25 protein-coding genes are annotated in these 25785 nt (G+C 60.1%); 20 read left to right on the top strand and 5 right to left on the bottom strand.

Annotated features, from left to right (window positions below):
- Nucleotides 1-9: 9 nt before the first annotated feature.
- Both QKE19_RS02105 and QKE19_RS02110 read left to right on the top strand, forming a co-directional pair.
- Nucleotides 10-369 carry a biotin/lipoyl-containing protein gene (locus tag QKE19_RS02105; RefSeq protein WP_016422964.1) on the top strand — a complete coding sequence of 120 codons (360 nt, stop codon included), beginning with the start codon at nt 10-12 and terminating at the stop codon, nt 367-369.
- 89 nt (nt 370-458) lie between these two features.
- On the top strand, nt 459-1823 hold the full coding sequence (locus QKE19_RS02110) for a Na+/H+ antiporter NhaC family protein (RefSeq protein WP_049193985.1): 1365 nt from the start codon (nt 459-461) through the stop codon (nt 1821-1823).
- A gap of 40 nt (nt 1824-1863) precedes the next feature.
- On the opposite strand, the gene QKE19_RS02115 is transcribed toward QKE19_RS02110, so the two are convergent.
- The gene (locus QKE19_RS02115) at nt 1864-2541 is read right to left on the bottom strand and encodes a TetR family transcriptional regulator (RefSeq protein ID WP_347890259.1); all 678 of its coding nucleotides are present in this window, start codon (nt 2539-2541) and stop codon (nt 1864-1866) included.
- 191 nt (nt 2542-2732) lie between these two features.
- On the opposite strand from QKE19_RS02115, the gene bioB reads away from it, so the two are divergent.
- The 6 genes from bioB to nadC all read left to right on the top strand — a co-directional run bounded on the left by bioB (nt 2733) and on the right by nadC (nt 8510).
- Nucleotides 2733-3740, top strand: coding sequence for a biotin synthase BioB (gene bioB, locus QKE19_RS02120; RefSeq protein WP_347890260.1), 1008 nt, complete (start codon nt 2733-2735; stop codon nt 3738-3740).
- Nucleotides 3727-4029: a hypothetical protein gene (locus QKE19_RS02125; RefSeq protein ID WP_048734678.1), complete on the top strand. Its 303-nt coding sequence runs from the start codon at nt 3727-3729 to the stop codon at nt 4027-4029. Before bioB ends, QKE19_RS02125 begins: the two co-directional genes overlap by 14 nt.
- 75 nt (nt 4030-4104) lie before the next feature.
- Nucleotides 4105-4683, top strand: a complete 579-nt coding sequence (locus QKE19_RS02130) for a hypothetical protein (protein ID WP_049190416.1) — start codon at nt 4105-4107, stop codon at nt 4681-4683.
- A gap of 346 nt (nt 4684-5029) precedes the next feature.
- Nucleotides 5030-6052 carry a quinolinate synthase NadA gene (nadA, locus tag QKE19_RS02135; RefSeq protein WP_284857501.1) on the top strand — a complete coding sequence of 341 codons (1023 nt, stop codon included), beginning with the start codon at nt 5030-5032 and terminating at the stop codon, nt 6050-6052.
- A gap of 10 nt (nt 6053-6062) precedes the next feature.
- The gene (gene nadB, locus QKE19_RS02140; RefSeq protein WP_347890310.1) at nt 6063-7622 is read left to right on the top strand and encodes an L-aspartate oxidase; all 1560 of its coding nucleotides are present in this window, start codon (nt 6063-6065) and stop codon (nt 7620-7622) included.
- Nucleotides 7623-7628: 6 nt separating this feature from the next.
- A complete protein-coding gene (gene nadC, locus QKE19_RS02145) occupies nt 7629-8510 on the top strand; it encodes a carboxylating nicotinate-nucleotide diphosphorylase (protein WP_347890262.1) in 882 nt (293 codons plus the stop codon).
- Between the two features lie 39 nt (nt 8511-8549).
- Here nadC and QKE19_RS02150 read toward each other — a convergent pair whose 3' ends face one another.
- The 3 genes from QKE19_RS02150 to QKE19_RS02160 form a co-directional block, all read right to left on the bottom strand.
- Nucleotides 8550-9125: a hypothetical protein gene (locus tag QKE19_RS02150; RefSeq protein ID WP_347890264.1), complete on the bottom strand. Its 576-nt coding sequence runs from the start codon at nt 9123-9125 to the stop codon at nt 8550-8552.
- Between the two features lie 50 nt (nt 9126-9175).
- On the bottom strand, nt 9176-10966 hold the full coding sequence (locus tag QKE19_RS02155; RefSeq protein ID WP_347890266.1) for a hypothetical protein: 1791 nt from the start codon (nt 10964-10966) through the stop codon (nt 9176-9178).
- Between the two features lie 77 nt (nt 10967-11043).
- On the bottom strand, nt 11044-12750 hold the full coding sequence (locus QKE19_RS02160) for a hypothetical protein (RefSeq protein WP_347890268.1): 1707 nt from the start codon (nt 12748-12750) through the stop codon (nt 11044-11046).
- 296 nt (nt 12751-13046) lie between these two features.
- Here QKE19_RS02160 and hisD point away from each other — a divergent pair, with 296 nt between their 5' ends.
- The 4 genes from hisD (at nt 13047) to QKE19_RS02180 (ending at nt 17928) form a co-directional block, all read left to right on the top strand.
- Nucleotides 13047-14396 carry a histidinol dehydrogenase gene (gene hisD / locus QKE19_RS02165; protein WP_070858890.1) on the top strand — a complete coding sequence of 450 codons (1350 nt, stop codon included), beginning with the start codon at nt 13047-13049 and terminating at the stop codon, nt 14394-14396.
- Complete coding sequence (locus tag QKE19_RS02170) at nt 14396-15538, top strand: histidinol-phosphate transaminase (RefSeq protein ID WP_070606970.1); 1143 nt, start codon at nt 14396-14398, stop codon at nt 15536-15538. Before hisD ends, QKE19_RS02170 begins: the two co-directional genes overlap by 1 nt.
- 45 nt (nt 15539-15583) lie before the next feature.
- Nucleotides 15584-16222, top strand: a complete 639-nt coding sequence (gene hisB, locus QKE19_RS02175) for an imidazoleglycerol-phosphate dehydratase HisB (RefSeq protein ID WP_347890271.1) — start codon at nt 15584-15586, stop codon at nt 16220-16222.
- A gap of 284 nt (nt 16223-16506) precedes the next feature.
- Nucleotides 16507-17928, top strand: a complete 1422-nt coding sequence (locus QKE19_RS02180) for an MFS transporter (RefSeq protein WP_347890272.1) — start codon at nt 16507-16509, stop codon at nt 17926-17928.
- A gap of 104 nt (nt 17929-18032) precedes the next feature.
- Here QKE19_RS02180 and QKE19_RS02185 read toward each other — a convergent pair whose 3' ends face one another.
- Nucleotides 18033-18656 (bottom strand): protein tyrosine phosphatase, encoded by a 624-nt coding sequence (locus tag QKE19_RS02185; protein WP_347890273.1) that lies wholly within the window; start codon nt 18654-18656, stop codon nt 18033-18035.
- A gap of 189 nt (nt 18657-18845) precedes the next feature.
- Here QKE19_RS02185 and hisH point away from each other — a divergent pair, with 189 nt between their 5' ends.
- The 8 genes from hisH to trpC all read left to right on the top strand — a co-directional run bounded on the left by hisH (nt 18846) and on the right by trpC (nt 25723).
- The gene (gene hisH / locus QKE19_RS02190) at nt 18846-19544 is read left to right on the top strand and encodes an imidazole glycerol phosphate synthase subunit HisH (protein ID WP_016422947.1); all 699 of its coding nucleotides are present in this window, start codon (nt 18846-18848) and stop codon (nt 19542-19544) included.
- Between the two features lie 148 nt (nt 19545-19692).
- On the top strand, nt 19693-20427 hold the full coding sequence (gene priA, locus QKE19_RS02195) for a bifunctional 1-(5-phosphoribosyl)-5-((5-phosphoribosylamino)methylideneamino)imidazole-4-carboxamide isomerase/phosphoribosylanthranilate isomerase PriA (RefSeq protein WP_048734641.1): 735 nt from the start codon (nt 19693-19695) through the stop codon (nt 20425-20427).
- A gap of 102 nt (nt 20428-20529) precedes the next feature.
- On the top strand, nt 20530-21342 hold the full coding sequence (locus QKE19_RS02200) for an inositol monophosphatase (RefSeq protein ID WP_069359166.1): 813 nt from the start codon (nt 20530-20532) through the stop codon (nt 21340-21342).
- An 84-nt stretch (nt 21343-21426) separates the two neighbouring features.
- Nucleotides 21427-22203, top strand: coding sequence for an imidazole glycerol phosphate synthase subunit HisF (gene hisF / locus QKE19_RS02205; RefSeq protein WP_069359165.1), 777 nt, complete (start codon nt 21427-21429; stop codon nt 22201-22203).
- A 71-nt stretch (nt 22204-22274) separates the two neighbouring features.
- Nucleotides 22275-22598 carry a phosphoribosyl-AMP cyclohydrolase gene (hisI, locus tag QKE19_RS02210; protein WP_172954653.1) on the top strand — a complete coding sequence of 108 codons (324 nt, stop codon included), beginning with the start codon at nt 22275-22277 and terminating at the stop codon, nt 22596-22598.
- A gap of 111 nt (nt 22599-22709) precedes the next feature.
- Nucleotides 22710-24254, top strand: a complete 1545-nt coding sequence (locus QKE19_RS02215; RefSeq protein ID WP_347890274.1) for an anthranilate synthase component I — start codon at nt 22710-22712, stop codon at nt 24252-24254.
- Nucleotides 24255-24261: 7 nt separating this feature from the next.
- On the top strand, nt 24262-24912 hold the full coding sequence (locus tag QKE19_RS02220) for a TIGR02234 family membrane protein (RefSeq protein ID WP_016422943.1): 651 nt from the start codon (nt 24262-24264) through the stop codon (nt 24910-24912).
- Nucleotides 24913-24916: 4 nt separating this feature from the next.
- Nucleotides 24917-25723, top strand: coding sequence for an indole-3-glycerol phosphate synthase TrpC (gene trpC / locus QKE19_RS02225; protein ID WP_016422942.1), 807 nt, complete (start codon nt 24917-24919; stop codon nt 25721-25723).
- Nucleotides 25724-25785: the final 62 nt, after the last annotated feature.

Below are 25785 nucleotides of genomic sequence, written 5' to 3' on the forward strand. Positions count from 1 at the left end.
TGTTGAGCCATGAAATTGAAAGTGACTGTCGGCGGCATTGCCTACGATGTCGACGTTGAAGTAGTTGAGGAGCCCAAGCGTCTTTCGCCCATCGTGTTGGGTGGATCGTCGAGCGCTTCCGTTGAGCCGGCCACCGCTAGTGTCTCGGGTGTCTCCGCCAATTCGGTGGTGGCGCCACTGGCAGGTTCGGTCAGCAAGATTTTGGTCGAGGAAGGCCAGAAGATTGAGGCTGGGGAGGTGCTGCTCATTCTCGAGGCAATGAAGATGGAAACCGAGATTACGGCCCCGGCTGCAGGCACCGTCGGCTCTATTCATGTCGAAGTCGGCGACGCAGTGCAGGGCGGCCAGGGACTCGTCTCGATTGATTAGCCGCATTAGCCGGGGTGTAAAGATTTTGGGGTGAAGTCTTTCTAGCCCCGGTTGCTGGAAATACTTAAGGTTGCCTTAATATTTTCCTTATGAATGCCGTTCTTCTCGCCGTTTTGGTGATGCTAATCCTGGCGGTCTGCCGGGTACACGTTGTGCTAGCGCTGTTTATTGGCGCCTTAGTCGGTGGTCTTTCCGCCGGTATGGGGCTCGATGCCACAATGGTTGCCTTCCAGGAAGGCCTCTCTGGTGGTGCGAAGATTGCCCTGAGCTATGCCATGCTGGGTGCCTTTGCCATGGCAGTGGCATCCTCTGGGTTGCCCAAATTGCTGGCCGATTGGCTGATTGCCAAGATCGGTACGGAGGATGAAGGCGCTAAATCTAAGGCAGAGGCATGGACCAAGTGGGGTATGGTCGCCGGCATTTTGGCCATGGCGATTATGTCGCAGAACCTCATCCCAGTTCACATTGCGTTTATCCCGCTGATTATTCCGCCGCTGTTGCCGGTATTTAACCGCCTCAACATCGACCGTCGAATGATTACCAGTGTGATGACCTTCGGTTTGGTCACCACCTACATGTGGGTTCCGGTCGGATTCGGTTCTATCTTCCTGAACGACATCCTGCTGGGGAACATCGAGAATGCTGGCCTTGATGTTTCCAATATCAACATCATGATGACGATGGGCATCCCGGCTCTCGGCATGCTGGCCGGTCTGGCCATTGCCGTATTTTTCTCCTACCGGAAGCCACGGCATTACGAAGATCGGCCGATTGCCCAGTCCTCACACGCAGAAACCCAGTCTGACGAACCGGTGTCGAAGTACCGAGTTATCGTCGCTCTCGTTGCAATCGTGGTGACTTTCGTCGTCCAGATTGTGATGAATTCTATGGAGACCGATGCCGATCCGTTGCTGATTGGTGCACTCACTGGTCTGGCAATCTTCATGTTCACCGGCGCCGTGCGCTGGCGTGAGGCGGACGACGTGTTCACCGCCGGTATGAAGATGATGGCCCTGATTGGTTTCATCATGATTTCTGCACAGGGCTTCGCCTCGGTGATGTCGGAGTCCGGCCAGATCGAGCCGCTGGTGACCGCTACTGCAGAGCTGTTTGCGGGCAACAAGCCTGCCGCTGCATTCGCCATGCTGGTCGTTGGTCTGGTGGTCACGATGGGTATTGGTTCGTCCTTCTCGACGTTGCCGATTATCGCCATCATCTATGTGCCGTTGTGTCTGTCGCTGGGCTTCTCGCCGATGGCTACCGTCGCCATCATTGGTACTGCAGGTGCTCTAGGTGATGCTGGTTCGCCGGCATCGGACTCGACGCTCGGCCCGACGATGGGTCTCAATGCCGACGGGCAGCACGACCACATTCGCGATTCGGTTATTCCGACCTTCCTGCACTTCAACCTGCCGCTGCTGGCAGCTGGTTGGGTAGCAGCTCTGGTGCTCTAGCGCCGGGGCTTGACCGTGAGCGTGATTGTTTCAGCGGGGCTTACTGACCTGCGATTCCCTTAGTCCCCGCAACCCCCGCAACCCCCGCAATTCCGGCGATAAAGAGCTCGGTTCCCAGTGCAATGCGCTGGCGGCCGAGCTCTTTTGCCTGTGCAGCAGCATCTTCAGAGGAAGTCTCGACCTCAAGATCCTTATCATCGGCGTTCTCGCCACTGGTGTCGCCCTTGTTGGAAACGCCCTTGGCGCCGTTCAGGTCAAGCGCGATGGCTGTCTGCTGGTCGACTGTCGCTCCGAGAATGAAGTACACGAGGACGGACGCGGTATCAGCCGCTGATGGGGTGCTGATGGAGGTTTCGGGTGCATTCTCCAGGACGTCGGCAAGCAGTTGTTCGGGGCGAATCGTGGCGGTGCCCGTAGCGAGCGCGGCCGAGACGACCTCGGCGCCATCCCGATGAGCGGTGAGGCAGGAGTAGAGCAGCTCGGCGACGGCTTCGATGTCGGCACGCCAATCGCCTGTGGCGGAAAACTCTGTGCAGGGAGCCAAGATGCGGTCAGCGACGGCGCCCAGCAGTGCCTGCTTGGAAGGGTAGTGCCAGTACATTGCGCCAGCGGCGGTACCCAAGTGGCGAGTCAGGCGGCGGATCGTGAGATCGCCGAGTCCGTACTCGTTGAGAATGGTGAGAGCTGCGTCGACAATGATGTCCTTGGTCAATTGCACACTGCCTACCGTAGACGAAAGAAGAACCATCTGGAAGATGTCTCAAGGCTGAAATGGGGAGCGTAAATCCGCGACACGACGGGAATTGAACCCTGTTCGACATTCTGTAGCTGCGGTATTAAGTTTGATAACTGAACAACTTCTGAAACGGTGTTCAAGTTTTATCCCCAGCCTCAAGGAGCATCACCCCCATGACTCAACAGCAGCAGGACATTTTGGAACTCGCCCGAGAAAAGGTGCTCGGCCGCGGTGAGGGGCTGAACTATGAGGAGACCCTGGCAGTTCTGAACCTCGATGACGACAGCATCGAGGATCTGCTGGCACTGGCGCATGAGGTGCGCTTGAAGTGGTGCGGCGAAGAGGTCGAGGTTGAAGGCATTATCTCGCTGAAGACTGGCGGCTGCCCAGAGGACTGCCACTTCTGTTCGCAGTCGGGTCTGTTCGAGTCCCCGGTGCGTTCGGCATGGCTGGATATCCCGGCACTGGTGGACGCCGCAAAGCAGACTGCAAAGTCGGGTGCGACTGAGTTCTGCATCGTTGCTGCAGTAAAGGGGCCGGACGAGCGACTGCTCAGCCAGATGGAACAGGCCGTCGCCGCCATTCAGGCAGAGATTGACATTAATGTGGCCGCCTCTATGGGCATTCTGACGCAGGAGCAGGTGGATCGCCTGGCCAAGGCTGGTATTCACCGCTACAACCACAACCTTGAGACCGCTAAGAGCTACTTCCCGCAGGTCGTGACCACCCACACTTGGGAAGAGCGCCATGACACCCTGCGCATGGTCGGCGAAGCCGGTATGGAGGTCTGCTGTGGCGGCATCCTGGGTATGGGAGAGACCCTTGAGCAGCGTGCCGAGTTCGCTCAGGACCTGGCGGAGCTCAACCCGACCGAGGTGCCGATGAACTTCCTCGACCCGCGTCCGGGCACTCCGTTCGCCGGTCGCGAGCCGATGCCAGCCAAGGACGCACTGCGCGCCATCGGTGCCTTCCGTCTGGCCCTGCCGAAGACCATCCTGCGTTTTGCTGGTGGTCGTGAGCTCACCCTGGGCGACCTGGGCGCAGAAAAGGGGCTGCTCGGCGGTATCAACGCTGTCATTGTCGGTAATTACCTGACCACGCTGGGCCGTCCGGCGGAGCAGGATCTGGACATGCTTGGCAAGGTACGACTTCCAATTAAGGCCCTCAATGCAACTGTCTAAGCCTCGGACATCTAGCCCGCGTGCGACGCGGGGTAAGAAAGTCGACTCCACGGAGCTGCTCCAGGCCATGGTGCTGGGAGACGATCCCAAGTTCGATCCTTTTACCGGCGCCGACCTCGAAGCTGGTGAAGTGCGCGAACGCTCCTATGGTGCAAAAGCTGGACTGGAGGCGCCTCGGTTCTGCCAGCTCTGTGGGCGCCGGATGGTGGTGCAGGTGCGTCCGGACGGCTGGACTGCAAAGTGCTCGCGCCACGGCGAAGTGGACTCCGTTATGTTGGAGCAGCGATAAAAGGCGCTGGTTGTGCTAGTGCGCCATTCGGGCACGCTAGTACTGGATGTGCGCCGTGAGGTAAATTAGGCAACTATGACTATGAAAAATACCCGAGTCCCGCACGTTGAAAAGCAGAGCGTGGCAATGGCCTCGGGTATTGTTCTCTTTTCCGTTGTAACGGGAACGATAGCCGGAGTGGCCTGGGCATTCCTACGCCCCAAGCAGCAGGTGCAAATGCTCCCAGATAACCAACTGGCGATTATTCAGGAAACCGTTGACGCTGGTTTTATCGGGCTGCTCTGGTTTGTTGCTGTCACTGCCATCAGCGGCCTGGTGCTGGGAATTACTACCTTCCGAAACCGTGCCATCACGACTCCTGTGCAGATGCTCACGGCAATTGGATGGGCAGGTTTCTCCGCGTTGATGAGCGCAGCAGTGACGTACCTCGTCGGTCAGTCGGTTGCGGCATTGCTCCAGCCGGATCTGGCGGGAATGCAGCCGGGCGATAAGTTCTCGGTGATTCCAGACTTCAAAACCTATGTAGCACTGCTGGTCGCGCCACTGGTTGCCATGCTCGCACTGTGGTCCCGGGTGTTGTTCCAAACGGACTTCACGGAAGGCAACGAGAGCGCTGCAGACAATGCTACGGACGCAGATTCGGTCACTAAGTGAGACGGTGAGGTTCTGCGCGGGGGCCGTCGTAAAGCACTAATTCCTACTGAACAGGGGTAGTTATTGGGAAATAGGCTTATACAAGCCTTACAATTTTGGGAAATAGGTTCGTCCTCGATGTCAGTATTCGCCCCGATTTAGGGGCTTTTTCGATATTGTGTGGCGAGCTTAGGTCTCTTGCACTTGCCCGTTTGAGTCCGCTGCGAATGCCTCCGGGGACCGTTGCCGGTAACGGTGACGGCATTTTCTCCGGTCGTAGCCACAGCCCATTGAAGTAAGGACGTAGTTTTCCGTGAATACCAGCCTTGCGGCCAATGCTTCCAGCCTGCCGCGCCTCGAATCGGATCTGTACGAATCGGTAGTCGATAAAGATGGCCGCTACGGTGGCGTAATTGCAGATGAACGCTGGGCCCAGGAGATTAAGCGCCTCGCCCGCGAACGCAATGCCGTAATTCTTGCGCACAACTACCAGCTGCCGGAGATTCAGGATATTGCCGACTACACCGGCGACTCCCTCGGACTTTCCCGCATCGCTGCGGAAACCGATGCCGACGTCATCGTCTTCTGTGGTGTCCACTTCATGGCGGAAACCGCCAAAATTCTGAGCCCTGAGAAGACCGTCCTTATTCCGGACGAGCGCGCCGGCTGCTCCCTGGCGGACTCCATCACCGCAGACGAACTGGCCGAGTGGAAGGCAGAGAATCCCGGCGCACTGGTAGTCAGCTACGTCAACACCACGGCAGACGTAAAGGCTCTGACCGACATCTGCTGTACTTCCTCCAACGCCGTCGACGTGGTCAAGTCCATCCCGGAAGACCAGGAGATCCTGTTCAACCCGGATCAGTTCCTCGGCGCACACGTCCGCCGTGAGACCGGCCGCGACAACATCAAGGTATGGGCTGGTGAGTGCCACGTCCACGCCAACATCAACGGTGAGGAACTCGCGTACCGTGCGGAGGAGAACGCCGATTCGCAGCTGTTCATTCACCCGGAGTGCGGTTGCGCGAACTCTGCGATTTACCTCGCAGGTGAAGGCACCATCGAGCCCGAGCGCGTGCAGATGCTCTCCACCGGCGAGATGCTGACCGAGGCGCAGAAGCTGAAGGAGAACAAGCCCAACGGCAAGGTGCTCGTGGCCACTGAGGTGGGCATGCTCCACCAGCTGCGCAAGGCCGCGCCGGATGTCGACTTTGAGCCGGTCAACGACCGCGCTTCCTGCTCGTACATGAAGCTCATCACTCCGGCGGCTCTGCTGCGCTGCCTCGTCGAAGGCACCGACGAAGTCGATGTCGAGCCGGATGTCGCCGACAAGGCGCGCGCTTCGGTCGAGCGCATGATCGCCATCGGTAATCCAGGCGGAGGCGAGTAACACGTTTGGTCTGCGCCCATCATTCGACAGTTGGACACTGACGTGTGACTTCCTCGTCATCGGCGGGGGAGTCGCAGGGCTCAGTGCTGCGCGTCGGGCCCTTGAGCTCGGCCTCGACGTGCTGGTTATCGACAGCGTCGAGTGGCGCGTCGGTGCCCGCAAACAGCTACGTTTCGCCGATGCGGCCACGAATCTCGCACAGGGCGGGCTCGCGGTCGTCGGGCTTGACGACGACCCCAGCGGCCATGTGGCCAACGGGTTCGACGACACCATTGATTCCCACATCGCGGATACTCTCGATGCCGGTGCCGGACACTGCGATGAAGAGGCTGTGGTTTCCATCATCCGCGCCGGCGCTGCGGCGACCGAGTGGCTGATCGGGCTAGGCGCTACATTCGACCCGGCACCGGATAACCCGGCCGTTTATTCCCGCACTAAAGAGGGCGGACACCACGCGCGGCGCATCATTCATGCCGGCGGTGACGCCACTGGTGCTGAAATCGAGCGCGCCCTAGAAGCCTCAGTTACCGGCGTGCGAGTACTACAAAACGCCACAGCGCGCCAGCTCATCGTTGGCAAAGACGGCCGCGTGCTGGGGGCGCTGGTAGCGGATCCCCGTGGGGGTGGAGCTATTCGAGCAGGCGCCACTCTGCTGGCTACCGGCGGCGTGGGCCATATTTACCGCGCGACCACAGCCCCCTCGGGTGCCCGCGGTGAGGCTATCGGCATGGCCTCCGATGCTGGCGCGGAGATTCGGGACATGGAGTTTATCCAGTTCCACCCGACGGTGCTCTATGACGAGCGCTCGGCATCAGATGGCACCGGCCGACGCCATCTCATCAGCGAGGCGGTCCGTGGTGAAGGAGCCATTCTCGTCGACTCCCGGGGCAACAGTGTGACCGCCGGCGTTGACCCTCGCGGGGACCTGGCTCCGCGCGATATCGTCTCGCGCGCCATCGCGACCCGCATGCGCCAGCTCGGCGAGGACCACGTCTTCCTCGACGCACGTCACATCGACAACTTCGCCGCCCGCTTTCCGACGATCACAGCGGGCCTGACCGCAGCGGAGATTGATCCGAGCAAGGACCTCATTCCCGTGGCCCCGGCGGTCCACTACACCTGTGGTGGTATTGCCGTCGACCCATTCGGTGCAACTAGTGTGCCGGGCCTCTATGCGGCCGGCGAATGCTCCGCAACAGGGCTCCACGGTGCCAACAGGTTGGCCTCCAATTCGTTGCTGGAGGGACTGGTCGTCGGCAAGCGGGTGGCCGAAAAAGTCGCTGAAACACACGCTGTGCCGGTCGGGGACGAGGAATTCGCAGCGGCCGTTGAAAGCCTGCCGCAGCCACGGCCAGAACTGGAACCACGGCAGCTTTTCCGGTTGCAGACGGCGATGCAGGAAGGCGCTGGTGTAACGCGCAATGAGCAGAGTTTGCGGCAGGCGTTGGCGGTTATCGATCGGCTCCCGCAATCGGTTCAGGTCGTAGCCGCAAGGAAAGTCGTCGAAGCGGCATTGGCACGACCATATACTTTGGGGTGCCACACTTGGTTTGAAAAGGACGGGGATTAGCTAACCATGACTCTTGAGAAGGACACTCTGCGCGGGGTGCTGAACGAAAACATCACCCGTGGCCTCATTCGGACGGCACTACAGGAAGACATGAGCTTCGGGCCGGATGTGACCTCGCTGTCGACAGTCTCGGCATCTGCGCAGGCACGCGCCCGCCTGGTGGCCCGGCAAGAGGGCGTTATCGCGGCTATTGATGCGGTGGAGTGGACGCTGCAGGAGGTCATCTCGGGTGAGTTCACCGTCGAAAAGCACGTTGAAGATGGCAGCCTGGTGCGTCCTGGCACAGTGCTGGCAACGATTTCTGCACCGACTCGGGGGTTGCTGACTGCTGAGCGGACAATGCTGAATATCCTCACGCACGCCAGTGGTGTAGCTACTGCGACGCGCCAGTGGGCTGACGCGATTATCGGCACCGGTGCGCGGGTGCGCGATTCCCGAAAGACGCTGCCGGGGCTGCGCAACCTGGAAAAGTATGCTGTGACCTGCGGCGGCGGAATTAACCACCGCTACGCTTTGGGCGATGAAGCACTGATTAAGGACAATCACGTGGTGGCTGTCGGTTCCGTGTCCGGTGCGTTGAAGAGGGTGCGGGATCAGTACCCGGAGCTGCCGTGTGAGGTGGAAGTCGATACCCTCGCACAGCTCGATGAGATCCTGCCGATGAAGCCGGATATTGTCATGCTGGACAACTTCGAGGTCTGGGAGACCCAGATTGCGGTGCAGCGCCGCTCGCAGATTTCTCCGGCCACGCAGCTTGAGTCCTCTGGTGGACTGACCATCGATGTGGCTCGTGAGTACGCGTCCTGTGGTGTCGATTACCTGGCTGTGGGCGCGCTAACCCATTCGGCCAAGGTGTTCGATGTCGGACTCGACTTCGACGAGCAGTAGCTGAATCAGCCCCCCCCCGGTATCGCTTCGCAGCTTCGCCTACAAGCGACGGGCGATTTCTGCGCCAATCTCGCTTAGTGCCGACCCCCAGCGCTCCCGCGATTGCTCATCACAGGTTTCCTGTGCGCGGTAAAGCGCCTTCTCCGCAGCAGCGACATCGCCCAAATGCAGGTGGCACTGTGCAATTTGTGCAAGCAGAGGAACGGCCTGGATATTGAGGTTATCGGACTGGAAAAGTCCCGCCGCCAACTCCAGGTGATCAATGGCGCGCCCCTGATGTCCTCGACGAATCTCTGCTTGGCCGTTCAAGGTGTGCCACATCGCCCAGCGCAGGTGGCGCGGTGGCGTGTCCGCAGTCGGCTCGAAGCCGTCTTTCTCCAGGTTATCCAGCAAATCCAACCAGTCCGCGGCCTTGTCCATCAGCTTCGGTGCAGAGCCACGGATGGGGCGCCCCAGACTGTCGGTCTGCGGGGCATCAGCCTTGTCGCCGAGCTCCTCGAACCCCTGCATCAGAGTTAGGGCTGCTTCCCAGAGGTTGTTTTCCTCAGCCAATGCCGTGGCGGCGTCGAAAAGCTGCTGCGGGCTAGAAATCGCGGAATCACCAGAAGTAGTCATGACCTAACACTCTACTTTGTGCCACCGCCAGCACCGAAGTGGGCGGGGCGCTAGTATTCGTCGTCAAGCGACTGAATGATGATGACGTCAAGGGCATCGAGAACAGGATGGCCTTCCCACACGTCGCGGGGCAGAAGCTCTTCGACGCGCCGAGCATAGGTGGCGGCACCGTCGGAATCACCCGCGTCGAGACGGTAGCGAACCCCCGCCAGCAGCGCGCGGGCGGCTTCCTCGCCATCGCCGGACTGCAGGTAGCCCTTCGCGGCGGCTTCCACATGGTTGATGGCCAAAGTGTCGCGGCCAGCGGAGTAGAAGACGTAGGCGGCATCGTCGTGCCAGTCGGCGAGTGACCAGTCGTCGGAGATGAGCTTCTGAGAACGCAGCAGCAGGTCCTCAGCCTCGTTGAGCGTGTGGTCAATGGCGGCGGAAGCGTCCTCGGAGACGATCTCGGCGGTGAATTCGGAGCCCTCTTCGGAAATGACCAGGTCAATGACATGAATGATGGAACGCGCAGCCTGGCGATAGGCCTTGGCAGAACCCTTGGTATCGCCGTTGCGTTCAAGGTGCTCGCCGTGTTCGATGAGCAGCTTTGCCGCCCGGCGGGGATTATTACCGAGACCCGCGGCTGTGGAGGCAATAGAAAATGCCGCGTCGGTGCGTTCTTCATCGGCGGTAAATGCTGACCAGTGCGCAACTGGTTCGGCAAAGCGCAGCGCCTCGTCAACCTCGTCGGCATCGAGGAGACTGCGGGCCAAAACGAGCTGGATATCCATGGTGATGGGGTTGACCGGCATGCCCTCGGCGCTGGCGAGCGCGCGGCGGGCAATGTCGGCGGATTCCGCGAAATCGCCGTGGGCGTTGAGAAGCGCACAGAGCAGACGCACGCTGCGAAGCACCGCGACTGTGAGTCCTGCATCGAGACCAGCCTGCACGATTGGGCGTAGCTGGCGGATTGCCTCCGCTTCCTCACCAGCTTCCAGAGAGAGGAAAGCCAGGAATTGGCGTGCTTCAATCGTCGTGGTGACGGGTTCCGACTGAGGGGCTGCCGCGACGCTGGCTGCGATGCGGGCGGCCCTGCGCAGCTCACCACGGCTGTGTGCGAGCTGCGCCTCCAACAGCTTGCGGTCGTCGAAACTGCTTCGCTTTGGTGCCCAGCGTGCGGACCATTCAGAGAGTTGACCGGCGATTTCCGCCCGGCGCGCCAGCGATGCTGCGGCGCCGGCAACAGCCGCGCTGACCAGGTAGTAATAGGCCTCGCCGGGCTGTGGAGTGGTGGCGACGATGTCCTTAGTAAGACTGATCAGCTCGGGGATTTCGGAGTCCTCGGGGCGCCGGCCGGTGATGGCATCACCTGGGTTGGCGTCGATGAAGGCCTCTGCCTCGGCGAATGCTCCGTAGGAGCGTGCGTGCAAGATCGCGGGGCGGATGTTGGCCTCAGTTGCCCAGCGCAGCCACTCGGCGCGTGCAGCAGCGGCTTCTTCTACTAATTCCAGTTGGTCGGCGACTGCGTGCCTGAGTGCGTGGAATTCGCCAACGACATCGGGGGAGTTGGTAGGCGCGTCGGCTAACCAGTGCGTGTGGGCGAACTTGGTGACAGCGCGCCAACTGGTGACGTGGTCGAGCGTGGCACCGGCCCTGCGGGAAATAACCAGCAGCTCCGGAAGTGAGTCCGGTAATGCCTTTAGCGGATTGGGCAGGGGAGGAAAGTCCAGGGGTTCGGACGAGTTCTCCGTTGCTGATGCGTTTTCTGAATTCCCTGACGCGTAGTCGGCCGCGATGCCGGTATCCCAATCGCCAACTTGAATTCCAGACTCAGAGTTTTCTTCTTCCCACCAGACCATTGGACTATCTTCGCCCGTGGCATCGGGAAGATGCAAAAACTGCTTTGTTTTTCAGACCTGTGCAGTCGGGTGCGCTGTTAATCCGGGTTTGAAAAGCTACGCATTAGTCCACGAACTTCATCGCGCACTGGGTGATCCGGGCCGACTAGGTCGCCGATACGAACCGCGAACCGGCGGGCGCGATCCTCATTGTTATCACTAGCAGCAGCACGCACCGCGATGGTCAGCGTGCGGGCGGCGTCGGCAGGGGCGTGGGCTTCTAAGAAAAGCTCGGCAGCTTCGTCGGCGTACTTGTACACGCCGTCGTTGTCCCACACAGACCAGCACAACAGCGCCTGTGCTTCGTGCCACTTGGCCGATTCCCAGGACCCAACCACGTAGCCACGTGAGCGTTCCATCAGGTGGTCGGTCAGCTCACTTGTGGCGCCCACGTTACTGAGTGATAGTGCGGCATCCATCAGAGTTTCCGCAGGCGAAATCGGGGACGAGTATCCGGCACGAATATCGGCCAGTGCGTCGAAGAGTACTGCGGCATGCTCAGTATTTCCCTCTTGGACTGCCGATTCCGCCGCAATGGCACAGGAAAAATCAGTACGTGCGGCATCCTGGGTAGGCTCAGACCACTTTGCAACCGACTCTGCTTCCTGGCCGGCATGACGGAAATCTCCGAGTTCGTACAGTGCCGTTGCCTTCAGCAGCGCGATTTCCATGGTGACTTCACAGTTGGGGTAGTCTGCCGACACATCCTGGGCGCGCTGAGTTAGCTTCAGCATCTCCGCGGCATCGGGCTTGTCATGTGCCACCTCGAAGTTGATGTCTGCCATCTCACGAACCGCGAGAATATAGTCAGTGTCCAGTCTGTGCTGGTCCGCGACTGCCACGTTGTTTGACAGCATTCGGAACGCGGTATCGCTATTACCGGTCTCTATCGAGTACCGTGCCAAATTCTGCCTCAGCTCAAGGCCCGCGATTACGGAGCGGTTACCGATTGCATTGAGCTGTGAGGCGCAAAGTCGCGCTGCGTCGACGACCTTCCCGGCTCGGTGCAGCAGTGATGCCTCCGTCAGAGTCTTCGCCAGCGCAATCGACTCAAACTTATCCTCATTTGGCAGTGCACGAATCATCTCGTGCAGCTCCCGTGCCAAGTCCTCGCGGTTGACCTTTCGCAGGGCGCTTGCAATCCGAATCAGCGCGTCAGTCAGTGCCGCCCGCTTCTTCCACTGGCGTGGGCTAAACGGCTCCTCCGCTTCTTCGCTTGCCGACGATTCCTGCGGCCGCGGCCCATCCGAATCCGTGGTCACCGCGCTGTGACTGCTGGTTGGGGCATCCAGATCGTCGGCAAGCACGAGTGCCCGGTACGAGGTGATCTCCCTGCTCATGCGTGCGATGAGTGGGATTTCGGTCTCTGCGGCAGCAGAGGTGGGGCCATCGGCGATAAAGGTGGTGTAGCGGCGGGCTTCATCCGCCGCTAGCCGTGCCCGGGCGCGCCAGTACTCCGGGACGTTGTCGTCATCGGATGCCCATACCATCCAGTTCAGGGCGGCATCGTGCGCAGCCGTCATCATGCCGAGCGATTCGGTGACCTCGCGGACTATGCGGTAAAACGCGCCGACGTGTTCGGTAACGCCGTGGGCTTCCGGGTCAGAAAAGAGCTGTGGGTTGTAGAAATGATGCGCGAAAACTGATTCCAGTTGGCGCGTGGCCAGGGAATTGTCGGCTGCGGTCGCGTCTGCATAGGCTGCGACGAGCTCCGGCAAATCCGGGCTGTTTCCTTCCTGGTTCAACAGCTGACCTTTCTACGACTGGTTACTACTTTCCTTAACACTGTAATGGGTCACTGTGGCGGAGCTAACTTGCGCCACAGTATGAGGGGTTATATGGGGCAATCGGTATGAACCTAACGTGAGAAAGATATGCTTAGTTCATACTCAAGGGTGCCTTTAAGGGCGAATAGTAGCGAAAACCGTGGATAAAGTCTTTGGCTTTGACCCAGATTTTCAATACTTTGTTGTCATTTCTTTGTCACTCTGAAGTGCTCACGTATGAATCCATCGTGCGAATAGGCGGTTACTAATTAATTATGTTGTCCACTATTGATCTTCGCGGTCAGACTCCCACCACCGCCACTCTGCGTCGAGTGTTGCCGCGTGGTGCGGCAGACGTTGATTCGATGATTCCCACGGTCAAGCCCGTTGTCGATGACGTGGCAGCCCGTGGTGTGGAAGCGGCGATGGAGTACTCCGAGAAGTTCGACCGTATTCGTCCGGTATCCATGCGCGTTCCAGCTGAGGTTATCGATGCCGCGGAAGCTGCGCTGGAAGACGATGTCCGCTCTGCTCTGCAGGAGTCCATCGGGCGCGTGCGCGCGTTCCACGCTGCTCAGAAGCCGAATGATAAGACTGTTGAAATTCTGCCCGGCGGCATTGTCCGCGAGAAGTGGATTCCGGTTTCGCGCGTCGGTCTTTACGTCCCCGGGGGCAACGCCGTCTACCCGTCGTCCGTATTGATGAACGTCATCCCAGCTCAGGAAGCTGGTGTGGAGTCCCTCGTCGTCGCCTCTCCGCCGCAGGCCGACAACGACGGCTGGCCGCACCCGACCATCCTGGCTGCCTGCAAGCTGCTTGGCGTGACCGAGGTGTGGGCCGTCGGTGGTGCACAGGCTGTCGCACTGCTCGCATACGGCGATGAAAACGAGAGCCTCGAGCCGGTCGACATGGTCACCGGTCCGGGCAACATCTTCGTTACCGCCGCCAAACGCCTGTGCCGCTCGGTCGTCGGTATCGACGCCGAAGCTGGCCCGACCGAAATTGCCATTCTCGCAGATAACACCGCTGATCCTGTCTCCGTCGCCTACGACCTGATTTCCCAGGCTGAGCACGACGTCATGGCCGCCAGCGTGCTTATCACTGACGACGCCGATTTCGCCGCCACCGTCGACCGCGAGGTCGAAAACCGCTACGAGGTCACCATGAACGCCGACCGCGTTCGCGAGGCGCTCACCGGCGATCAGTCTGGCATCGTGCTTGTCGACGACATGAATATCGGCATCCAGGTTGCAGATGCCTACGCCGCTGAGCACCTGGAGATCCACACCGAAAACGCGCAGGCCGATGCCGAACGCATTACCAATGCCGGCGCAATCTTCATCGGTCGCTTCTCGCCGGTGCCACTGGGCGATTACTCGGCCGGCTCTAACCACGTGTTGCCGACCTCCGGCACCGCCCGCCACGCCTCGGGCCTGTCAACGCACACCTTCCTCAAGTCGGTCCACATGATTGACTACAACGAGGCCGCGTTGAAGGAAGTTGCCGACAGCGTGGTAGTCCTGGCCAACGAAGAACGACTGCCAGCGCACGGCGAGGCCATCCGTGCCCGCTTTGAGACGCTTCTCGGCTCTGAGATCAATGGCGCAGAAAAGGGGAACAACTAATGAGCAACCAGCCTGAGAATCAGCCACAGCCGTCGGTGGCCAAGTTGGCGCTGGCAGATTTGCCACTGCGCGACGAACTGCGCGGCGAGGAAGCCTACGGTGCTCCGCAGCTCGACGTCGATGTTCGCCTGAACACCAACGAAAACCCGTACCCGCCATCCGATGACCTCATCGCCGACCTGGTGGCGCAAGTGGAGAAGGTCGCCTCTGACCTCAACCGCTACCCGGACCGTGACGCAGTAGCACTGCGCAGCGCACTCGCCGACTATGTCACCCGCCAGACCGGCGTGGACATCACCGTCGACCAGGTATGGGCCGCCAACGGCTCCAATGAGATTCTCCAGCAGCTGCTGCAGGCATTTGGCGGGCCGGGGCGCAGCGCAATGGGCTTTGTGCCCAGCTACTCGATGCACCCGATCCTCTCGTCCGGCACGCAGACGGAGTTCATCGGCATCGACCGCGACCCGGAGACCTTCGACATCGACATGGATAGTGCGCTCGCGGCCATTGCCGAGCACCGTCCTGACGTCATCTTCATCACGACTCCGAACAACCCGACTGGCAACCTGACCACGCTCGCTGACCTGCGCCGCATTATTGAAGCCGCGCCGGGCATCGTCATTGTCGATGAGGCCTACGCCGAGTTCACTGAGGAGCCGTCGGCGACAACGCTGCTGGCTGAGTTCCCGTCGAAGCTGGTTGTCTCCCGCACGATGAGCAAGGCTTTCGACTTCGCCGGAGGCCGCCTTGGCTACTTCGTTGCTAACCCAGCATTTATTGATGCTGTGATGCTCGTACGTCTGCCATACCACCTGTCGACGTTGACGCAGGCCGCAGCCACGGTTGCACTCCGCCACTCGGATGCGACGCTGTCGACCGTCGCAAAGCTTGCAGACGAGCGTGACCGCGTCGTAGCCGCCCTGAACAGCTATGGCTACGACGTGATTGACTCGTACTCCAACTTCGTCTTCTTCGGTCGTTTCGCCGATGCCGCGACGGCATGGCAGAGCTTCTTGGATGAGGGAGTACTCATCCGCGATGTTGGCGTGCCCGGTCGTCTGCGTGCCACTATTGGTCTGCCCAGCGAAAATGATGCGCTGCTGGCGGCGGCCAAGAAATTGGCAGCGACCGCGCTGGCTTAAGCGAAATGCTGCCGGTACATCCCACTACAAGGAGAGATCTGACTTATGCACTTCAGTGATAAGGACCATCTGGAGGCAGAGCGCACTGAGCGCGTTGGCCGTATCGAGCGCGCCACCCGCGAATCGAGCATCGTCTGCTCGGTGAATCTCGATGGCACCGGCAAGACCGATATTTCGACCGGTCTGCCGTTCTTCGACCACATGTTGACCGCTTTCGGCTCCCACGGCAGCTTCGACCTGACTGTGCACGCCAACGGCGACACCGAGGTCGATGCGCACCACACGGTGGAGGATACCGGCATTGTGATGGGGCAGGCCTTCGCCCAGGCGTTGGGGGACAAGTCTGGTATTCGTCGCTTTGGTGACTGCTATATCCCGATGGATGAAACGCTGACGCACGCAGTGGTTGACGTGTCGGGCCGTCCGTATTTTGTTGGCACTGGCGAACCAGAGCAGATGTTGACTGCCGTTATTGGTGGTCACTACGCAACGGTTATCAACGAGCATTTCTTTGAGTCCTTCGCCCTAAATGCCCGTATTGCGCTGCATGTTCGCTGTCTCTACGGGCGCGATCCGCACCACATCACCGAGGCTGAGTACAAGGCTGTGGCCCGTGCCCTGCGTGCTGCCGTCGAGGACGACCCGCGCGTCCACGGTGTGCCGTCGACCAAGGGCACTCTGTAGGTCGCAGCTGAAGTAGACGGCCGCTGTAGGAAACCGGAAAATCCGCCTTAGCTGGCATTTTAGGGGAATCGATGGTAACAACGTCTGTAGACGTGCTTTTAGCGCAGGTGTCTACCGCATCGACGCTGAGCACTTATTTTTTGTTCATTGTCGCTGGTCTGCTGGTGGGCGGAACATGGTCACTCTATAAATCCGGATCGAGGGTCGGAACAATTGTCCTTGGTCTCTTATCTGTGATCGCGCTCGCCGGCGCAATTTTGTGGTTGATAGGAGTGATGGAGTAAATGGCGTCCCGGGTGATGGACCGCAGGCAGTTGGACGAACTGGACAGCATGTGGAAAGCGCCCGGACTAGTACCTACGCTAGTCGCCGTGATGGCCGCCTTCGGTGGCTGGTCACTCCTCATGCCTGTCATTCCGCAGGCAATTCTTGACGATGGCGGTGGAACCTCGCTCGCAGGTGCCTACACCGGTGTTTTTATGGCCGCTACCGTTCTCACACAGACGCAGACTCCACGTATGTGTCGCCGTCTTGGCTACGGCATGACCATGCTGATTTCAGGTCTGTTTCTGGGCTTGCCGACGATTCTGCACATCTTTGGCACCGATGCTGCTTTGGTGCTCATCATTGCGGTTCTCCGCGGTATGGGCTTCGGTGCGTTGACTGTCGCCGAGTCCGCATTGATTGCCGAGCTAGTGCCAATGAAATTTCTGGGTAAGGCCTCTGGCGTTCTCGGTGTGGCAGTTGGTTTATCTGAGCTCATTTTCTTGCCACTAGGACTAATCATTGCGGACAAGACGGGTTCTTACACCCCTGTTTATGTCCTGGGCGCCGTCATCTCGCTTGTCGGTTCGTTGATGGCACTCTTTATCCCGAAGATTAAGCCAGCGCCGAAGGAGGGCAAGGGCGGCAAGGAAGACGTCGGCGATCCTGTGCCCGGATCTGCAGCAACTCAGCCGAGCCCCGTTGAGCACGTTGCCACATGGAAGCTGGTGGCCATTCCCGCGCTCGCAATTTGCACGATTGCGATGGGCTTTGGTGGTATTTCCGCATTCCTTGCCCCGGCAGCTCGCGAAATTGATCTGGTCTCCGGTGCGGTTGTGGCTGGCCTGTCGCTGTCTGTTCTCGGTGGCGCGCAGATGGTGTTCCGTTATTTCGCAGGAATCTACGCCGACCGGAAGTCGGAGGCTGGAATTCTGCTGATTCCGGCATTGATCAGTGGTTTTATTGGCCTGCTGATGATGTCCGGCGTGGTTCTCTTTGATCTGTCGGCCTGGCTGCTGCTGGTTGCGGCCATTTTCTACGGCGCGGGCTTCGGCATAGTGCAAAATGAGGCTCTGCTGCTGATGTTTGCCCGCCTGCCGCGTGACCGTACTGCTGAGGCCAGTGCCTTCTGGAACATGTCCTTTGACTCGGGCACAGGTATCGGCTCGTTCGTTCTGGGAGCCGTAGCCACGGCTGCACTCCGTCCGTACCCGGCTGTCTTTGCCTTTGCGGCAGCTCTGCTGGCAGTTGGTCTCATTGGTGCGGTGCTCGACCGAATCATCGGAAAGCACCGCGTGGCGGAATACCAGAACACCCGCGCTACGCTGCGTCGTCTGGGGGATGCCGTGAAGCGTCGTACGCCGGAGGCCGCTGTGCGCGTTGCCCGCCCGGCAAAGAATGCAGTGACGCGTTTGACGGTTCGGGACCGCAAGAAGAAGTAACTACATACAAAGAGACGTTTGAAAAAGAGTGGCTGCGCAAGTTCTTGCGCAGCCACTCTTTTTGGTTAATAAATGCACCCCGGTGTGGGGTCAGCCGTGCCTGTTTACGCGACGGCGACGTCCATCTCGGTGAAGAGAGCCCGCAGGCGGGTTTCGATATCGTCGATAAGCGACTGGAGCTCATCGTCTGCGAGATTGTCCGGATCTGCGACATCCCATTCCACGTAGCGGTCGCCGGGGACTGCTGGTGTCTCGTCGATGCCCATGAGCACGACAACATCGGCGCGGTGGGAAACGCGGGGAGTAATCGCCTTTTGGGTGAGGCGTGAGGTGTCCACGCCACGGTCGTGAAGAGCCGCGACGACGCGAGGGTTCAGGCCATCCTCTGGATTGAGGCCGATAGTGCGGATAAAGACTTCGTCGCCAACCAGGTGGTAGGCCAGGGCAGTGGCAATCTGACTGCGGCCGGAACCGCGGCTATCGGCAAAGAGAATCTCTTGGCGCGGGGCGAAGTCCTTGCATCCGCTCGCGGCCTTGATGCGTTCGGTGGCCTCGCGTTCGGCGAGGACGGGGAGGAAGTTAGTCACCTTCGCAGAGTTGGACAGCTCTGCAATGACATCGTCGAGGATGGAATCGATGGTCGCAGCATCGCAGGCTGCACCGTAGAGCCGGTGAAGGTCCTCGCGGACAATGGCAAATGATTTACTAAGAACGGATGCGGTAGTCATGGCGTCGGAGCCTCTCTGTGAAAAAGTAATCAGGGGTATTAGGGATAAATCAATAACTTAGTTAACCTGTTGTTAACCTTGAGTTTACCAAAGTATTCGGTAGTTGTATACCAGTGCTTTTGCCTATCCAGGCAGTTTTCTTGGGGTAAGTGGCAAACATCGATTCCCAGCGCCTTAAAATGTCCAACTATGGAACAAGTCTCACCTTCGACGAAGACCCCGACCGTTGCCATCCTTGATTACGGCTCCGGTAATTTGCGTTCAGCTGAGCGCGCTGTGGCCACCACGGGTGCCGAGGTTATTGTGACCGCCGATCCGAAGACCGTGATGGAGGCCGATGGTCTGCTCGTTCCCGGCGTCGGCGCTTATGCCGCATGCATGGAGGGTTTGCATCGAGTACAAGGGCCGCGCCTGATCGGCTCTCGACTCGCAGGTGGTCGACCAGTGATGGGAATCTGCGTCGGTATGCAGGTGCTCTTTGACCGCGGCGTCGAGTACGCCGACGGCATCCACGCAGCGGAGACCGACGCATCCGCAGCTGTCACCGGCACCCCGGGTTGTGGTGAATGGCCCGGTACTGTCGAGCGTCTCGAGGCGTCGATTCTGCCGCACATGGGCTGGAACACGGTTGAAGTACCGGAAGGCTCAAAGATGTTTAAGGGACTGGAAGATCAGCGTTTTTACTTCGTCCACTCCTACGGTGTGCGCAAGTGGGACCTTAATACGGATTCTCGCATCGCTCCGCCGCTGGTGACGTGGTCTGCCCACGAATCCGATCGGTTTATCGCAGCCGTGGAAAACGGTCCGCTGTGGGCCACGCAGTTCCACCCTGAGAAGTCTGGTGAAGCAGGGTTGAAGCTGCTGCAGAACTGGGTGGACACGCTGTAGTTGCCCAATCGGTAGTATCTGCCCTAACCGCACTACCTGGTAGGTGACGGAGTTTCGCCACCTAGACCACCTATACTGAGATAACTAGCAACAAGCATCGTGGTGACAATCGCCACAACGCCCAAAAGTCGAAGAGAGTAGAGCCCCCATGAGTTTGACCCTGCTGCCCGCTGTAGACGTAGCCGATGGCCAGGCTGTGCGCCTTGTTCAGGGTGCTGCTGGAACCGAGACTTCCTATGGTGCACCGCTGGAAGCTGCCATGAATTGGCAGAACGCAGGCGCTGAGTGGATCCACCTGGTCGACCTCGATGCCGCGTTCGGTCGCGGTTCGAACTACGACCTGCTTGCCGACGTGGTGGGCAAGCTCGACGTGAAGGTGGAGCTCTCCGGCGGTATCCGTGACAACGCTTCGCTCGAGGCTGCGCTGGCCACCGGTTGTGCCCGCGTCAATATTGGCACCGCCGCACTGGAGAACCCGGAGTGGTGCCGCGAGGTTATCGCCAACTACGGCGACCGCGTGGCCATTGGCCTGGATGTTCTTAACGAAGATGGTCAGTGGCGCCTGCGCGGTCGCGGCTGGGTCTCCGACGGCGGTGACCTCTGGGAGGTGCTGGAGCGCCTGGATGCTCAGGGCGCATCCCGTTTCGTGGTGACTGACGTCTCCAAGGACGGCACCCTGCAGGGGCCGAATGTGGAACTGCTGCGCGAGGTCGCTGCTGCTACCGATGCTCCAATCGTCGCTTCTGGCGGTGTCAGCAGCCTGGACGACATTGCAGCTATTGCCACACTGGTCGATGAGGGCGTTGACTCCGCAATTGTGGGTAAGGCGCTCTACGCAGGGCGTTTCACCCTGGAAGAGGCCCTGGCAGTAGCCCGCGGCTAAAGAGAACACTTTCGTGGCCGGACCGGGGAGACGTCGTCAAGCGAAAGCGTTAACGAGCAAACGGCACCCCGGCTGAGACGGCGGATGAAGGATTTAGAAAGTATGGATGCCCTGGAACCGCGGGCGATGCTCGCTATTGCTGAAGCGGCGCTCGATGAGGTCGAAGGCCTGTTCACGCAGCAGGTGGGCGCGGACCCGGTTGTCATGAAGCCGCGCGGAGATTTCGCGACGGAGACCGACCTGGAAATTGAGCGTCGTCTGCGCCAGCTCCTCACGCAGTATTCCGGCCTGCCCGTCTACGGCGAGGAATTCGGTGGCAAGGTTCCCGAGGAACATACCGCCTGGGTCATCGATCCGATTGACGGCACCACAAACTATTCCAACGGCTTTCCGCTGTGTGCCATGCTGCTCACGCTCATGCATGAGGGGGAGCCGGTGGTTGGAATTACCTCCATGCCTCTGCTGCGCCGTCGTATCACCGCAGCTAAAGGTGGCGGAACGTTCGTCAACGGCCGTTGCGTCAACATCGATGCCGAGGCCGGCCGCCCGGTTTCGATTGCCTTCGGCTCCGTCATTGCGAGTACCGACGGCACACTCCCGCGCAAGTGGCGCCAACTGCTGCTGTCAAAGGTGGGCGAGCGCTATCCGACGATTCGAATTACTGGCTCTGTCGGCGTGGACTTGGGCTCCACCGCGATGGGGGCATTCGGTGGCACGGTGACTTTCTCACCGCATGTGTGGGATAACGCAGCTGGTGTACTGCAGATTTCCGAAGCTGGTGGCGTGGTCACAGACTTGGCGGGCAATCCCTGGCGGCATGATTCCGTAGGCGTGCTGGCGGGAACTCGAGATGTTCATGCCACGCTGCGGTCGATTATTGACCAACTGGGTCGTCCGGAGACTTTCCGGAGCTAAACCGTGGGCGACGCCCCTGAGCTGGGTGGTTGCGCAAACCGTCGAGCCACAACTTTGAGCTAACACGAGGAGAACTTAAAAACTATGTCTCTGGCAGTACGCGTGATTCCTTGCCTGGATGTCAACGATGGGAGGGTCGTCAAGGGGGTCAACTTTGAGAATCTCCGTGATGCCGGCGATCCGGTGGAGCTGGCTCGCTGCTATGGCGAGGAGGGCGCTGATGAGCTGACCTTCCTGGATGTCACGGCTTCCAAGGATGGCCGTGGCACCATGCTCGACGTGGTGCGTCGCACCGCAAGTGAGGTCTTCATTCCGCTGACGGTCGGCGGTGGCGTGCGTAGCGTCGAGGATGTCGATCAGCTGCTCCGCGCCGGAGCTGACAAGGTCAGTGTCAATACCGCTGCGATCGCACGTCCAGAACTGCTCAGCGAGCTGTCGCGTCGCTTCGGTGCGCAGTGTGTCGTCCTGTCGGTGGATGCCCGCCGCGTTCCCGAGGGAGGTACTCCGCAGCCGTCGGGCTTCGAGGTGACGACGCACGGTGGTTCACGCTCGGCCGGGATTGACGCCGTCGAGTGGGCACGCCGTGGCGAGGAGCTCGGGGTCGGCGAGATTCTGCTGAACTCCATGGATGGCGACGGCACCAAGGATGGCTTCGACCTGGAGCTGCTGGAAAAAGTCCGCGCTGCCGTCGACGTCCCGGTGATTGCCTCTGGCGGTGCGGGCAAGGCAGAGCACTTCCCGCCAGCAGTGCACGCCGGTGCCAACGCGGTGTTGGCCGCATCCATTTTCCACTTCGGCGAGGTCAGCATTGCTGAGGTTAAGGAAGAGATGGACCGCGAGGGAATCGAGGTACGCCAGTGACTGGTCTAGCCCCGGGCGCTGCAGCTCACGGCGCCGGAGACGATCCGCGTGAGTACACGCTCCCAGCAGATATCGCGAACATCGCCAAGTTCAACGCTGACGGCTTGATTCCCGCCATTGTGCAGGAAGAATCCACTGGTCGCGTGCTCATGATGGCGTGGATGGATTCCCACGCACTGGCATACACCATCGCTACCAAGCGCGGCACTTACTGGTCACGGTCCCGGTCGGAGTACTGGATTAAGGGGCTTACTAGTGGCCATTTCCAGACCGTGACATCACTGGCGTTGGACTGTGATGGCGATACCGTGCTGATGCAGGTAGTGCAGGACGGCGCGGCATGCCACACTGGCTCGCATAGCTGCTTTGACGTGCATCCCGTGTTCGAGGGCTAATCAGTCGATCCGGGTTGCCGAGGTGGGGAATTCGTCGTCAAGCGCGACTACCTCCGGTGAAGTCCGGGGTTAAGTGATGTGCAATCCGGGGTGCGTGGCACAATAGCGGCTATGACTCGTATCACCATGACCACGCGTGAGCGCTTTCGTGAACTGGCTGCACACCATCGGGTCGTGCCCGTGGTTCGCAAGGTTTTGGCGGACGGCGAAACGGCGCTGTCGGCCTACCGCAAGCTCGCGGCCGATCGTCCCGGCACTTTCTTGCTGGAGTCCTCCGATGTGGGGCAGTCGTGGTCGCGCTGGTCGTTTATCGGTTGCGGCAGTCGCGCCGCGCTGACGGTGGATGATGCGGGGGAGGCCACCTGGATTGGCAACGCGCCGTCGGGTGCGCCAGAGGGCGGAAATCCGCTGGATGCGCTGCGTCGCACGCTGGAGCTGCTGCACACGGAACTCCCGCTTGCCGACGATGCCTCGGTGCCCAAGCTCACCTCTGGTCTGGTTGGCTACTTCGGGCATGACATTGTCCGCTACATCGAGCCACAGCTGCCGGATACCACTGACAATGATTTGCAGATTCCGGAGCTCATGCAGCTGCTGGTCGAGGATCTGGCTGCTTTTGACCACCACGAGGGTGTGCTGTGGCTGATTTCCAATGCTGTCAACTGGGACGGCTCGGATGAGCGGATTGACCAGGCGTATGACACCGCCTGTGATCGTGTCAATGCGATGGTGGAGCGGCTGTCGGAGCCCTCTGATCTGCGTCCGGCGGAAGTTAGCTTCCCAGAGCCGGTGATTCGTCGCCAGCGCACCGCCGAGGACCACATGGATCGCATTGAGCGTTGCAAAGATCACATCCGCGCCGGTGATGCGTTCCAGATTGTGCTCTCGCAGCGGTTCGAGATGGACACGCAGGCGTCAGCTTTTGATATCTACCGCCTCCTGCGGGTTTCCAATCCGTCGCCCTACATGTTCCTGGTCAACGTTCCAACCAAGGACTTCTCCGCTACCGCTTTTCAAATTGTCGGTTCCTCCCCGGAATCACTCGTGGCAGTTCAGGGCAGTGAGGTCATCACCAATCCCATCGCGGGCACACGTCCGCGCGGTGCCACGGTGGAGCAGGACAATGCGCTGGAAGCTGATTTGCTGGCAGACGAGAAGGAAAATAGTGAGCATCTGATGCTCGTTGATCTTGGCCGCAATGACCTCGGACGTGTCTGCCGCCCAGGCAGTGTTGTTGTGCACGACTTCCGTCATATTGAGCGCTACAGTCACGTTATGCATCTGGTCTCTACGGTCACCGGCGAGCTTTCCAGCGACGCCACTGCCGTCGACGCGTTCGCGGCCACCTTCCCAGCGGGAACGCTGTCGGGTGCGCCGAAGCCTTCCGCGCTGAGCATTATCGACAAGTTCGAAGACACGCGTCGGGGTGTTTACGGCGGCACTGTTGGATACTTTGACTTCCGGGGCAATACCGATCAGGCAATTGCCATCCGCACAGGTGTGAAGAAGAGCGATACGGTCTATGTTCAGGCTGGCGGCGGAATTGTCAGTGACTCTGACCCGGTGGCAGAGGATGAGGAGACCCGCAACAAGGCCGCGGCCGTGCTGCGAGCTGTCGCGGCAGCTGAGACACTAGTCCCAGCGGAAAGGAGCTAGGTTTTCGATGAAGTCGACAACGATGCTCTCCGGTGGCCTCATTGGTGTGGCCGCAGCGGGAATGTGGTTGTGCAGCCGTAGTGCGTGGCTGACGGTCGATACTGTTGATGACAAGTCCGGTCCGGCGACCACAGATTTGGTGGGCGCCGTCTGGGCTCCAGAGTTGACGTCGATTGCGCTGGCGATGGTGGCTGCACTGTTTGCCACCACCATTTTGGGCTCACTGGGGCGCCGTATCGTCGGTGGCCTCGCGGCGCTGCTCGCAATTGCGGCGTCGTGGACTCCGATGACTCTGCTTGCCAGCGGAGAAGACGGGGTGGATTCCCAGCGGGCACTGGATTTGTTGACGTCGGGAAGCGCCTCACAGCGCGCCAGTGATGCGGTGACTGTGGCAGACTGGGCGCAGATCTCAGCGATTGAAGTGCATGCGATGGGGCCAGCCCTGGCCTTGCTGTGCTGCGCATTGGCGCTGGTCGGGGCGGTATTGTTGGTGCGTCGACCGGGTACTGTGAAGAAGCAGAAGTCCAGCGCGTATGAGACCCCGGAGGTACGCCGTCAGCGTATCGCCGAGGACCTGGAGGAAGACCCGCAGTCGGGTCGAGTTCTGTGGGATGCTTTGGATGCCGGTGTAGATCCTACGGATCTGGATAAGGAGTAAGGCTGTGGCTAACGTTCTGGACAAGATTATTGAGGGCGTGCGGGAAGATCTCGCTGCTCGGGAAGCCAAGATTTCCTACGGTGAAATCAAGGAGCTCTCGCTGAAGGCGCCGTCGCCGATTGATGCCGTGGCGGCACTGGCTAAGCCCGGGGTGCAGGTGATTGCAGAGGTCAAGCGTGCCTCTCCGTCGAAGGGAGAGCTGGCTGACATCCCTTCGCCGGAGGTCTTGGCCGCAGAGTACGAGCAGGGTGGCGCGGCTGTCATTTCCTGTCTGACTGAGGAGCGCCGCTTCCGCGGTTCGCTCGCCGACCTCGATGCCGTGCGCCGCGCGGTCAACATTCCAGTGCTGCGCAAGGATTTCATCGTCACTCCGTACCAGGTCCATGAGGCCCGCGCACACGGTGCCGACCTGGTGCTGCTGATGTGCTCCGCTTTGGATCAGCCGACGCTGGAGTCCCTGCTGGATCGCACCGAGTCGCTTGGCATGAACGCTCTGGTTGAGGCGCACACCGAAGAAGAGGTCGAGCGCGCCGAGGCCGCTGGTGCCAAGATCCTCGGCATCAACGCCCGCAATCTAAAGACCCTCGACGTGGATCTCTCCGTGTACGAACGCCTTGCGCCGATGTTGCCGGATCATGTTGTGAAGGTGGCAGAGTCCGGTGTCAAGGGGCCGGAGGAACTGCGCTACTACGCCTCCCACGGCGCCGACGCGGTACTGGTGGGCGAGGGCCTGGTTACTGCGGGCAAGCCGGGTGAGGCTTGCCGACGTCTCGTTGCCGCCGGTGTCCACCCGACACTCCGCAGCGAGTAGTGATAGACCGCAGTTGCGATAAGCAGCTGTACCGCGCTGCGAACTGCGCCTAGTTTGGTTGC

The sequence above is a fragment of the Corynebacterium sp. c8Ua_99 genome, from assembly GCF_039907185.1.
Classification (GTDB): domain Bacteria; phylum Actinomycetota; class Actinomycetes; order Mycobacteriales; family Mycobacteriaceae; genus Corynebacterium; species Corynebacterium jeikeium_D.